A 10,938-nucleotide genomic window follows, 5' to 3' on the forward strand; every position below is an offset into this window, starting at 1 on the left:
GCTCGACGAGGTGTCGCCGCGTGCGCTGGCCGTCGACGCGGTCAATACCGTCGTCTTCCACCCCGACGGGCGCCGCACCGGAGACAACACCGACGTGCCGGGGCTGGTCGCGGCGCTGCGCGAGCGCGGCGTGGAGAAGGTCGGCAGCGCCGCCGTGCTGGGCGCGGGCGCCACCGCCTCCTCGGCGCTGGCGGCGCTCGGGCAGGTCTGCGACGGGCCGGTGCTGGCCTTCGTGCGCGGCCCGGAGCGCGCCGCGCAGATGCGGGCGCTCGGTCAGCAGCTCGGCGTGGACGTGGTGCCGCAGGCGTGGGACCGGGCGGCGGAGGCCTTCGCGGCCGAGCTGGTGATCTCCACGACCCCGGTCGGCTCCACCGACCACCTCGCGGCCGCCGTGCCCGAGGAGCCGGGTGTCCTCTTCGACGTGCTCTACCACCCGTGGCCGACCGCGCTGGCCGCCGCCTGGCAGCAGCGCGGCGCGGTCGTGCTGGGCGGGCTGGACCTGCTGGTGCACCAGGCCGTGCTGCAGTTCCGGGCCTTCACCGGGCTGGTGGACGCCGACGTGGTGGCCGCGATGCGGGTGGCCGGCGAGGCCGTGCTGTCGCAGGCGGGGTGAGCCGCTCGCGCGGGACGGTTCTCCGGCCTGTCGCGCGTCCGACCTGATCAGGTAATGGACGGATTCTTCCCTTGCCCGCGCGGCGTGGGAGGATCGGCCGTAGGCATCCGCACGATCGGGATTGGAGCACACCGGTGGGAACGCTGCGCTGGCTGACGGCTGGGGAGTCGCACGGCCCGGCACTCGTCGCGACGTTGGAGGGGCTCCCCGCCGGGGTGCCGATCACGTCGGAGATGGTGGCGGACGCTCTCGCACGGCGCCGGCTCGGCTACGGCCGAGGCGCGCGGATGAAGTTCGAGCAGGACGTGGTGACGTTCCTGGGCGGCGTCCGGCACGGGCTGACCCTGGGCTCGCCGGTGGCCGTGATGGTGGGCAACACCGAGTGGCCCAAGTGGGAGCAGGTCATGTCGGCCGACCCGGTCGACGCGGAGATCCTGGCCGGCCTGGCCCGCAACGAGCCGCTGACCCGGCCGCGTCCCGGCCACGCCGACCTGGCGGGCATGCAGAAGTACTCCCTCGACGAGGCCCGGCCGATCCTGGAGCGCGCCAGCGCCCGTGAGACGGCCGCTCGCGTCGCGCTCGGCACCGTCGCCCGCTCGTACCTGAAGGAGACCTGCGGGATCGAGTTGGTCTCCCACGTCGTGGAGCTGGGCGGGGCCAAGGCTCCGGCCGGTGTCGTGCCAGTGCCGGCGGACGAGGCGCGACTGGACGAGGACCCGGTGCGCTGCCTGGACGCGGACGCGTCGAAGGCGATGGTCGCCGAGATCGACCAGGCCCACAAGGACGGCGACACGCTCGGCGGCGTCGTCGAGGTGCTGGCCTACGGCGTGCCGGTGGGCCTCGGCTCGCACGTGCACTGGGACCGCCGTCTGGACGCGCGCCTCGCGGCGGCGCTGATGGGCATTCAGGCGATCAAGGGCGTCGAGGTCGGCGACGGCTTCGAGCTGGCCCGGATCCCGGGTTCGCAGGCGCACGACGAGATCGTGAACACCCCCGAGGGCGTGCGGCGCGTCTCCGGCCGTTCCGGCGGCACCGAGGGCGGGCTCTCGACCGGTGAGGTGCTGCGGGTCCGCGCCGCGATGAAGCCGATTGCGACGGTGCCGCGGGCGCTGGCCACGATCGACACCCGTACCGGCGAGGCGACCAAGGCGCACCACCAGCGCTCCGACGTCTGCGCGGTCCCGGCGGCCGGCATCGTCGCCGAGGCGATGGTCGCGCTGGTGCTGGCCGACGCGGTCAACGAGAAGTTCGGCGGCGACAACGTCAGCGAGACCCGCCGCAACGTGCAGGGCTTCCTCGACCACCTGGTCGTGAAGTAGTGGCCCACCCCGTGGTGATCCTGGTCGGTCCCCCCGGGGCCGGCAAGAGCTCGGTGGGTGAGCGGCTCGCCGAGCGGCTGGGTGTGGGGTTCCGGGACACGGACGCCGACATCGTCGCGGCGGCGGGCAAGCCGATCGCGGAGATCTTCATCGACGAGGGCGAGCCCCACTTCCGCGCGCTGGAGGCGGCGGCCGTCCGCAGCGCCGTCGAGGAGCACCGGGGTGTGCTCGCACTCGGCGGCGGGGCGGTGATGCGCGCGGAGACCGAGGAGCTGCTGCACGGGCTCCCCGTGGTCTTCCTGGACGTGGCGCTGCACGACGCGGTCAAGCGCGTCGGCCTGGACGCGCCGCGTCCGCTGCTGGTGGGCAATCCACGGGCCCGCTGGCGCGAACTGATGGAGCAGCGCCGCCCGGTGTACACGCGGGTGGCCCAAGCCGTAGTGAGCACGGCCGGGTTGACACCGGATCAGGTGGCCGACGCGGTCCTCGACGCACTGGAGCTGAGCAAGTCGTGACGGATCAGGTGGCACGTATCCGCGTCGGTGCGAGCGGTGGGGCGGAGCCCTACGACGTGCTGATCGGGCATCAGTTGCTGGGCGAGCTGCCCGGGTTGATCGGCAACGCCGCGCAGCGGGTCGCCGTGATCCACCCCGAGGCGCTGGCCGCGACCGGCGAGGCGATCCGCGACGACCTGGCCGCGCAGGGCTACGAGGCCATCGCGCTGCAGGTGCCGAACGCGGAGGAAGCCAAGTCGGCCGAGGTCGCAGCCTACTGCTGGTCGGTGCTGGGCCAGACCGGCTTCACCCGCACCGACGCGATCGTCGGCGTCGGCGGCGGCGCGACCACCGACCTGGCGGGCTTCGTCGCCGCGACCTGGCTGCGCGGCGTGCGCTGGGTCTCCATGCCCACCACGCTGCTGGGCATGGTCGACGCGGCCGTGGGCGGCAAGACCGGCATCAACATCGCCGAGGGCAAGAACCTCGTCGGTGCGTTCCACCCGCCGGTGGGCGTGCTGGCCGACCTGGACACGCTGCAGACCGTGCCGAAGCACGACTACGTCAGCGGCCTGGCGGAGGTCATCAAGACCGGCTTCATCGCCGACCCGGTGATCCTCGACCTGGTCGAGGCCGACCCGGAGGGCGCCCGCACGCCCGACGGCCCGCACACCGCCGAGCTGATCGAGCGCTCCATCAAGGTCAAGGCCGAGGTCGTCTCCAACGACCTGCGCGAGTCCGGCCTGCGCGAGATCCTCAACTACGGTCACACCCTGGCCCACGCGATCGAGCGCAACGAGCGCTACAAGTGGCGCCACGGCGCGGCGGTCAGCGTCGGTATGGTCTTCGCCGCCGAACTCGGCCGTCTCGCGGGCCGGTTGGACGACGCCACGGCCGACCGGCACCGCGCGGTGCTGGAGTCGGTGGGCCTGCCGCTCACCTACAAGGCGGACGCCTGGCCGAAGCTGCTGGAGGCGATGAAGCTGGACAAGAAGTCCCGCGCCGACCGGCTCCGCTTCATCGTCCTGGACGGCCTGGGCAAGCCCGCGATCCTGGAGGCCCCGGACCCGACGCTGCTGGTCGCCGCGTACGCGGAGGTGGCGGGCTGATGGTCCGGAAGGTCCTGGTGCTGAACGGCCCGAACCTGGGCCGGCTGGGTTCGCGTGAGCCCGACGTCTACGGCTCCACGTCCTACGCCGGTCTGGTCGAGCGCTGCACGAAGCTCGGCGCGGAGCTGGGCTTCGAGGTCGAGGTGCGCGAGACCAACGACGAGGGCGAGATGATCCGCTGGCTGCACGAGGCCGCCGACGGCGAGCTTCCCGTCGTCATCAACCCCGGCGCGTTCACGCACTACTCCTACGGCATGCGGGACGCCGCGTCGCAGCGCACCGCGCCGCTGATCGAGGTGCACATCTCCAACCCGCACGCGCGCGAGGAGTTCCGGCACACCTCGGTCATCTCCGCCGTCGCCAGCGGCACCATCGCCGGTTTCGGCATCGGTTCCTACGAGTTGGCGCTGCGGGCACTCGCGACGTTGTGATCGTTCCTGCTGGGGGACGGTATCGTCGTCCTCCAGGAGGTGGTGACCGGATGTCAGAGGGCCAGAGCGGCTACTACGGCGGCAGCCTGCCGCCTCCTCCGGCGGGACCGCCGCGGGTGACGCTGTCCCTGCGCGCCCTGCCGGAGTCGGCGGCCACCGGCCACTTCGTGCTGCCCGCGCCGCCGGCGTCGGCGGGCGCCCCGGCCGCGGTGCCGGGCGGCCCGATCGCCGTCCTGCTGATCGGCCCCGCGGGCGCGGGCAAGACCTCCGTCGCCCGCCACTGGGCCGATCGGCGGCCCACCTCCACCGCGCACATCAGCCTCGACGACGTGCGCGAGTGGGTCCGCGCGGGCTTCGCCAACCCGCAGGCCGGCTGGAACGACCAGTCCGAGGCCCAGTACCGCCTCGCCCGCCGCACCTGCGGCTTCGCTGCGCGGAACTACCTGGTCAACGGGATCTCCTGCATCATCGACGACGCGGTCTTCCCCGACTTCCCGGCCGTCGGCCTGGGCGGTTGGAAGCGCCACGTGGGCCCGCAGCTGATCCCGGTGGTCCTGCTCCCGGGCCTCGACGTGGTCCTGGCCCGCAACGCCCGACGCAGCGGTCACCGCAGGCTCCCCGACGAGCAGGTCGCGGCCATCCACGGCCGCATGTCCGGCTGGTACGGCGCGGGCCTGCCGATCATCGACAACTCCCGCCTGGACGTCCCCGCCACGGCCGCCGCCCTCGACACGGTCCTCGCGCAGGCGCTCCGGCGCTAGGCCTTAGCCCGGCGGGCGGCACTCGCGGAAGTGCCAGGACACGCTGGTCCAGCCGTGGGCGTCGTCCGCCGGGGCCACCGTCGTCAGGACGTCCGGGCGGCTCCGGCCGTCTGCGGACGAGCGTCGGGCCGCGCGGCGCTCCCAGTCGCGCACCGCACTCTCGACCGCGCGGGCGATCTCACCCCTCACCTCGGCCACAGCCCCTCGGCGGAGCGACACGACGTCCTCCCAGTACGGATCCCCGCCGAAGACCCCGGCGCCGTCCTGCCGGGCCACGACCCTCCCCCGGTACGCGCCGCAGCGCCTGGCGAACCTCCGTACCTGCCGCCTGCCCCGGCGGTACCTCCGCACCGAGCCGGGTGCCGCGCCGAGCACCACCCAGCAGAAGACGCCCCAGAGCGCGAACAGCACGCCGACCACCCCCGCTGACGAGTGTGGGGCCCGACCGCGCCCCCGCCCAGGGGTGAATCACTCAGCGCGCGGTAGTACGTCGCCGCGCCTAGCCTCAGAGCATGGCTGAGGTGTTCTCCGAGCGGCGCGAGCGCCTGCGGGAGCGGTGCAGTGGGGCCGGCGTCGACGCCGCGTTGGTGAGCGCGCCGGCGAACGTGCGGTGGCTGACGGGTGTGCCGGGCGCGGAGGCGCTGCTGTTGGAGCGCGACCGCGCGCTCATCGCCGTGGCGCATCCGGCGCGGGACCGCGACGAGGCGATCGAGGAGCTGGTGGTGCCGCCGGGGCAGGACCCCGCGGTCGCGGTGGCCACCGCCGCGCACGCGGAGCTGCTGGGCGTGGAGGAGCACGACCTCACCGTCGCGCGGCACCGGGCGGTCACCGACGCGGCGCACTGCCGGCTGCGGGACCTGCACCACGCCGTGGAGCAGCTGCGGGTGGTCAAGGACGACCAGGAGCTGGCCTGCCTGCGGATCGCCGCGGAGATCGCGGACCAGGCGCTGGGGGAGCTGCTGGAGTCGATCCTGGTCGGGCGCAGCGAGCGGCACCTCGCGATGGAGCTGGAGCGCCGCATGGTCGACCACGGCGCGGACGGGCCCGCCTTCCCGGTGCGGGTGGGCGCCGGGGACCACTCCGGCCGGGCCCGGCACCTGCCGGGGGACCGGCGGGTGGAGGAGGGGGACTTCCTGACCGTCTCGCTGGGCGCCTGCTACCGCGGCTACCGTTCGAGCGCGACCCGCACCTTCGTGGTGGGGCTCGCACCGCAGGACTGGCAGGTCGAGCTGCACGGGATCGTCTTCGCGGCGCAGCGTGCCGCGCGGGAGACGCTGGCCGTCGGGACCTCGCTGGACGACTGCGCGCGGGCGGCCGGACGGGTGCTGGAGGCGCGCGGCTACCCGCCCGAGCTCGACGAGGGCGTCGGTCACGGGGTCGGGCTGGATGTCGAGGAGGAACCACGCCCAGGGGCCTTGGAACCGTGGCCTGGGGAGTTCGGTAAGCTTGAGAACCGTGTGCCGGTCACTGTCGGACTGGGAGTAGCCCTCCCGGGTCGCGGCGGGGTCCGGATCGAGGACACGCTCGTCGTCCGTCCTTCCGAGGACGGAGGGCCTGAGCTGCTCACCATCACGACCAAGGAGCTCCTCGCCCTGTGATTCCGGGTCCGCCCGGGGCCTCAGGACACGCGACTTGGTTCCTTGACAACAGGCTGACAAAGCGAAATCCAGAAGTTAGGGCGACTGTGGCTTCCACCAACGACCTCAAGAACGGCATGGTGCTCAAGCTCGACAACGACCAGCTGTGGTCCGTCGTCGAGTTCCAGCACGTGAAGCCCGGCAAGGGCCCGGCCTTCGTGCGCACCAAGCTCAAGCACGTGCTGTCCGGCAAGGTCGTCGACAAGACCTTCAACGCCGGCGTGAAGGTCGAGACGGCCAACGTCGACAAGCGCACGATGCAGTTCTCCTACAAGGACGGCGAGCAGTTCGTGTTCATGGACATGGACACCTACGAGCAGACGCACGTCGACCCCGCGGTCGTCGGCGACGCCGCCAAGTTCCTGCTCGAGGGCTTCGACGCGCTCGTGGCCGTCTACGAGGGCGCCCCGCTCTACATCGAGCTCCCGGCCGCCGTCGAGCTGGTCGTCGAGTTCACCGAGCCGGGTCTGCAGGGCGACCGCTCCACCGGTGGCACCAAGCCCGCGCGGCTGGAGACCGGCGCCGAGGTCGGCGTGCCGCTCTTCATCAACCAGGGCGAGAAGATCAAGGTCGACACCCGCACCGGCGACTACCTCGGCCGGGTGAACTCCTAACCGTGGCGACCGCGCGTAACAAGGCCAGGACCAAGGCCTTCCAGATCATCTTCGAGGCCGACCACCGGGGTGTGAAGCCCACGCTGGTCCTTGCCGAGTGGGTCGCGCGCGCACGCAGCGGGGAGGAGGGCGTGCCGCAGGTTCCCGAGTACACCCAGGACCTGGTCGAGGGCTACAGCCGTCACGCCGCTCGCATCGACGACCTGATCTCCACCTACGCGGTGGGCTGGACGCTCGATCGGATGCCGATCGTGGACCGCAACGTGCTGCGGCTCGGCGCCTACGAGCTGATCTGGGTGGACGAGGTCCCGGACCCGGTGGTCCTGGACGAGTTCGTGGAGATGGCCAAGGACTTCTCCACCGACGAGTCCCCCTCCTTCGTCAACGGGCTGCTGGCCCGGCTGATGGAGCTGAAGCCCTCGCTGCGCGTCTCGCGCGACTGAGCGCCGCCACGCGGCGACGCTGACGAAAGGCGCCCTGCTGCTCCCCGACGGGAGCGGCGGGGCGCCTTCGTTGCTCCATTCGATATCACTGATGGTGACGAGCCTGTGACACAGGGTGCGCATGGGCGGCATATGACGGGGGAGGACGAGGAGCAGTGATCGCCCCACGCGGCGCACCCGCCCGTCCAGCCCCGGAGGCTTCCATGGCCAAGCACGCTCGCACGCGCAGCCCCCGTCCCGCCGTCTGCCACTCGGCGGCGCGCGTGATCACTCCGCGCGACCGCCGCCGCTGCACCACCACCACGGCGTCTGGCCGGCGCAAGCCCACGATGGTCGGCGTCGTCACCAACCGTGCCGACTTCGAGCGCCTGGTCGCGGACGGTTGCACCCCCTACGCCACCTATGCCGACTACCTGCGCGACGTCGACGCGCTGCTGGCCGGCCTGCGCCGGGACGGCGTCGAGGTCCGCGGCCGTGCCTTCTCGCCGGCGGACTTCGAGGACTACTGCGCCGAGCAGGGCCTCTCACCGACGGAGGGCGACAGCCATCTCGTCTACACCGCGGACCCGGAGGCCGAGGACGAGTGGGTCCGCTGGCAGGGCGAGCCGCTGCCGGAGTTCCTGCTGCAGCTGGACCGCGCCCACGAGCGCGGCCTGGTCCGTCGCCGCCTGGACCGGATGCTCGCGCAGACCGCGGAGGCGGCGCTCACCGGCCACTTCCCAGAGCAGCTGCTCCGGATCGCCTACGCCCGCGGCGCGGAGGCGCTGCGCGGCTTCCTCCTCGGCGCGGGCGCGGGCTCGTTCACGGCGGTGTGCAGCATCTTCGAGCCGGAGCTGCCCGTCGTCGCCTGGGCCGACCTGCGGCTGGAGGAGGGCGGCGTGCTCCGGATCGACGACGAGGACCTGGACCTGCTCTGCGAGGTGCTGTGCGTGGGCCACGCCCTCAACCTGCCGGGCGTGCTGACCCTCTCCGGCATCAGCCCCGAGCGCGGCGAGGTGGGCTGGGAGTGGACCTTCGACGGCGACTCCTTCCAGCGCTGCTGAGCCGGCTACCGGTCGAGGCGGTGGCCGGTGGTCGCGTCGACGTGGGCGGGGACCTCGTCGTGGCGGTCGCCGACGGTCGAGGTGCCGGTCGGTTCGAGCATCAGGATCGACGCGCCGGCCGGCGCCTGCGGCTTGTGCTCGGTGCCGCGCGGCACGGTGAAGACGCTTCCCCTGGGCAGGCGGACCGTGCGTTCCCCGTCCGCCTCGCGCAGCGAGATGAGCAACTCCCCGGACAGCACCAGGAAGAACTCGTCGGTGTCCTCGTGGACGTGCCACAGGTGCTCGCCCGCGACCTTGGCGACGCGCACGTCGTAGTCGTTCACGGTGGTGACGATGCGTGGGCTCCACAGCGCGTCGAAGGAGGCCAGGGCGGTGTCGAGGGAGATCGGCTCGTTGCTCATGGCTCGATCCTGGCCTTTCGAACTCGGCTGCGCCATCGAATCGTTCGAGTACGTGCCCCGGATCGGGGCGGGCGGGGGATTGTCGAGCTCAATGCCGTGTGACATATTACTGAGCTGTGGCAGGAGCCCTTCACTACGACGTGGTCGTCGTCGGCGCCGGGATGATCGGTGCGGCGTGCGCGGACACGCTGGCCCGCAGCGGGCGGCGGGTCGCGCTCGTGGACCGTGGCCCGGTCGTCGGGGGGACGACCGGAGCCGGTGAGGGCAACCTGCTCGTCTCCGACAAGACGCCGGGGCCCGAGCTGGAACTGGCGCTGGAGAGTCTGCTGCTCTGGCGCCAACTGGCTGACGAACTCGGCGCGGAGGCACTGGAGTACGAGCCCAAGGGTGGCCTCGTGGTGGCCTCGGAGCCACAGGCCCTCGGCGCGCTGCGTGCTCTGGCGGGGCGTCAGCGCCGGGTCGGGGTCCGCGCGGAGACCGTCGCCGCAGGCGCGCTGCGGGAGTGGGAACGACACCTCGCCCCGGGGCTCGCCGGGGGCGTGTACTACCCGCAGGACGCGCAGGTGCAGCCGGCCCTCGCCGCCGCCGCGTTGTTGCGCCGGGCGCGCGCGGCGGGACGCGTCGAGCTGCTCGCCGGCGTCACCGTGACCGGCCTCGCCCAGGGACGGGTGGATACCGACACGCGCGGAACGCTGCACTGCGGCGCGGTGGTCAACGCGGCCGGGACCTGGGGCGGCGAGATCGCCGCCCTCGCCGGCGCCGCACTGCCGGTGCTGCCCCGACGCGGCTTCGTGCTGGTGACCGAGCCGCTGCCGCCGCTGGTCCGGCACAAGGTCTACGCGGCCGACTACGTCGCCGACGTGGCCAGCGGCTCCGCCGACCTGCAGAGCTCGGCGGTGGTCGAGGGGACGGCCGCCGGGCCGGTGCTGATCGGCGCCAGCCGGGAGCGGGTGGGCTTCGACCGGAGTCTCTCGGTGCCCGTGCTGGCGCGGCTCGCCGCGCAGGCGGCCGAGCTGTTCCCGGCGCTGCGCGCGGCGCGGGTGCTCCGCGCCTACCGCGGGTTCCGCCCCTACCTGCCGGACCATCTGCCCGCCATCGGCCCCGACCCGGAACGGCCCTGGCTGCTGCACGCCTGCGGCCACGAGGGCGCCGGCATCGGCCTGGCCCCGGCGACCGCCCGGCTCGTCACCCAACTGTTGGACGGGGAACAGCCGTTCATGGATCCCACCGCCTTCGGTCCCGGGCGTTTCGGAAAGGAGCAGCCGTGAGACGCACCCCGCTCCGCCTCGTCGGGGCACGGCCCGAGCCCGGCTTCGAGTTCAGCTTCGACGGGGAGCCCGTCGCCGCGCTGCCCGGCCAGACCCTCGCCGCCGCGCTCTGGCAGGCGGGCCGCCTCGCCTGGCGGCGGACCCGCGTCGGCGACCGGCCGCGCGGCGCCTTCTGCGGGATGGGCGCCTGCTACGACTGCCTGATCGAGCTCGACGGCGTCCCCAACGTCCGCGCCTGCCTGGCCCCGGCCCGCCCCGGAGCGTTGGTGCGCACGCAGCGAGGGGACGGCCATGACGAGCTGCGCTGAGCCCGAGGGGGCGTACGACCTCGCCGTGATCGGCGCCGGCCCCGCCGGGCTGGCCGCCGCCGCGGCGGCCGCCGAACGCGGGGTGCGCGTCGCCCTGCTCGACGCCGCGCCGCGGCCCGGCGGGCAGTTCTACCGGCAGCCGACGGCTGAGCTGCGGGCCGCGCGGCCGCAGGCGCTGCACCACCACTGGTCGGCCTTCCGGCGGCTGCTCGCGCGGATCGAGGCGGTCGAGGAGTTCGTCGCGTGGCTGCCGGACCACCACGTCTGGTCCGTGACCGGCGCGTCGACGGCCTGGACCGTGCGGGCGCTGACCGGGCCGGACCAGCGACAGGCCCGCTCGCTGACCGCACGTCAGGTGCTGTTCGCCACCGGCGCGCACGAGCGGCAGCTGCCGTTCCCCGGCTGGACCCTCCCCGGCGTCGTGGGGGCGGGCGGCGCCCAGGCGATGCTCAAGTCCGGGCTCGTGCTCCCCGGCCGGCGCACCGTCGTCGCCGGCA

Annotated in this window: 15 protein-coding genes; 13 read left to right on the forward strand and 2 right to left on the reverse strand. The window is 73.4% G+C overall.

Translation table 11 applies throughout. The features are described 5' to 3' along the window. From DN069_RS17865 to DN069_RS17890, 6 genes are all read left to right on the forward strand, one after another. Positions 1-613, forward strand: a 613-nt coding sequence (locus DN069_RS17865) for a shikimate dehydrogenase family protein (protein ID WP_111502020.1), incomplete at its 5' end; no start/stop codon positions are given. Between the two features lie 134 nt (positions 614-747). Then, on the forward strand, positions 748-1,932 hold the full coding sequence (gene aroC / locus DN069_RS17870) for a chorismate synthase (protein ID WP_111502021.1): 1,185 nt from the start codon (positions 748-750) through the stop codon (positions 1,930-1,932). After that, a complete protein-coding gene (locus tag DN069_RS17875; RefSeq protein ID WP_111502022.1) occupies positions 1,932-2,447 on the forward strand; it encodes a shikimate kinase in 516 nt (171 codons plus the stop codon). Before aroC ends, DN069_RS17875 begins: the two co-directional genes overlap by 1 nt. Further along, entirely contained in the window at positions 2,444-3,535 is a 1,092-nt protein-coding gene (gene aroB / locus DN069_RS17880; RefSeq protein ID WP_111502023.1) for a 3-dehydroquinate synthase, read from the forward strand. The genes DN069_RS17875 and aroB overlap by 4 nt, the downstream gene beginning before the upstream one ends. After that, complete coding sequence (aroQ, locus tag DN069_RS17885; RefSeq protein WP_111502024.1) at positions 3,535-3,966, forward strand: type II 3-dehydroquinate dehydratase; 432 nt, start codon at positions 3,535-3,537, stop codon at positions 3,964-3,966. The genes aroB and aroQ overlap by 1 nt, the downstream gene beginning before the upstream one ends. Positions 3,967-4,016: 50 nt before the next feature. Further along, a complete protein-coding gene (locus tag DN069_RS17890) occupies positions 4,017-4,727 on the forward strand; it encodes an AAA family ATPase (RefSeq protein ID WP_111502025.1) in 711 nt (236 codons plus the stop codon). Between the two features lie 3 nt (positions 4,728-4,730). On the opposite strand, the gene DN069_RS17895 is transcribed toward DN069_RS17890, so the two are convergent. Beyond that, entirely contained in the window at positions 4,731-5,138 is a 408-nt protein-coding gene (locus tag DN069_RS17895; protein WP_111502026.1) for a hypothetical protein, read from the reverse strand. A gap of 101 nt (positions 5,139-5,239) precedes the next feature. Between DN069_RS17895 and DN069_RS17900 the strand changes: the two genes are divergently transcribed. The 4 genes from DN069_RS17900 (at position 5,240) to DN069_RS17915 (ending at position 8,464) form a co-directional block, all read left to right on the forward strand. Further along, a complete protein-coding gene (locus tag DN069_RS17900; RefSeq protein ID WP_207892182.1) occupies positions 5,240-6,325 on the forward strand; it encodes a M24 family metallopeptidase in 1,086 nt (361 codons plus the stop codon). A gap of 86 nt (positions 6,326-6,411) precedes the next feature. Continuing rightward, positions 6,412-6,978 carry an elongation factor P gene (gene efp, locus DN069_RS17905; RefSeq protein WP_042364421.1) on the forward strand — a complete coding sequence of 189 codons (567 nt, stop codon included), beginning with the start codon at positions 6,412-6,414 and terminating at the stop codon, positions 6,976-6,978. A gap of 2 nt (positions 6,979-6,980) precedes the next feature. Beyond that, positions 6,981-7,421, forward strand: a complete 441-nt coding sequence (gene nusB, locus DN069_RS17910) for a transcription antitermination factor NusB (protein ID WP_111502028.1) — start codon at positions 6,981-6,983, stop codon at positions 7,419-7,421. A gap of 203 nt (positions 7,422-7,624) precedes the next feature. After that, positions 7,625-8,464 (forward strand): hypothetical protein, encoded by an 840-nt coding sequence (locus DN069_RS17915; RefSeq protein WP_111502029.1) that lies wholly within the window; start codon positions 7,625-7,627, stop codon positions 8,462-8,464. Between the two features lie 5 nt (positions 8,465-8,469). Here the strand turns inward: DN069_RS17915 and DN069_RS17920 are convergent, their stop codons facing one another. Continuing rightward, positions 8,470-8,865 carry a cupin domain-containing protein gene (locus tag DN069_RS17920; RefSeq protein WP_111502030.1) on the reverse strand — a complete coding sequence of 132 codons (396 nt, stop codon included), beginning with the start codon at positions 8,863-8,865 and terminating at the stop codon, positions 8,470-8,472. A gap of 116 nt (positions 8,866-8,981) precedes the next feature. On the opposite strand from DN069_RS17920, the gene DN069_RS17925 reads away from it, so the two are divergent. The 3 genes from DN069_RS17925 to DN069_RS17935 all read left to right on the forward strand — a co-directional run. Then, the gene (locus DN069_RS17925) at positions 8,982-10,133 is read left to right on the forward strand and encodes an NAD(P)/FAD-dependent oxidoreductase (protein ID WP_279387907.1); all 1,152 of its coding nucleotides are present in this window, start codon (positions 8,982-8,984) and stop codon (positions 10,131-10,133) included. Further along, on the forward strand, positions 10,130-10,441 hold the full coding sequence (locus DN069_RS17930; RefSeq protein ID WP_111502031.1) for a (2Fe-2S)-binding protein: 312 nt from the start codon (positions 10,130-10,132) through the stop codon (positions 10,439-10,441). Before DN069_RS17925 ends, DN069_RS17930 begins: the two co-directional genes overlap by 4 nt. Next, positions 10,425-10,938: FAD-dependent oxidoreductase (locus DN069_RS17935; RefSeq protein ID WP_116513685.1), on the forward strand; the 514-nt coding region annotated here is incomplete at its 3' end. The genes DN069_RS17930 and DN069_RS17935, both read left to right, overlap by 17 nt.

This window comes from Streptacidiphilus pinicola, assembly GCF_003258295.1.
Classification (GTDB): Bacteria; Actinomycetota; Actinomycetes; order Streptomycetales; family Streptomycetaceae; genus Streptacidiphilus; species Streptacidiphilus pinicola.

Excerpts from the sequence above, each read along its gene's own strand:
- aroQ (WP_111502024.1), top strand. The coding sequence starts at position 3,535 with ATGGTCCGGAAGGTCCTGGTGCTGAACGGCCCGAACCTGGGCCGGCTG.
- DN069_RS17890 (WP_111502025.1), top strand. The coding sequence starts at position 4,017 with ATGTCAGAGGGCCAGAGCGGCTACTACGGCGGCAGCCTGCCGCCTCCT.
- DN069_RS17900 (WP_207892182.1), top strand. The coding sequence starts at position 5,240 with ATGGCTGAGGTGTTCTCCGAGCGGCGCGAGCGCCTGCGGGAGCGGTGC.
- DN069_RS17915 (WP_111502029.1), top strand. The coding sequence starts at position 7,625 with ATGGCCAAGCACGCTCGCACGCGCAGCCCCCGTCCCGCCGTCTGCCAC.
- DN069_RS17920 (WP_111502030.1), bottom strand. The coding sequence starts at position 8,865 with ATGAGCAACGAGCCGATCTCCCTCGACACCGCCCTGGCCTCCTTCGAC.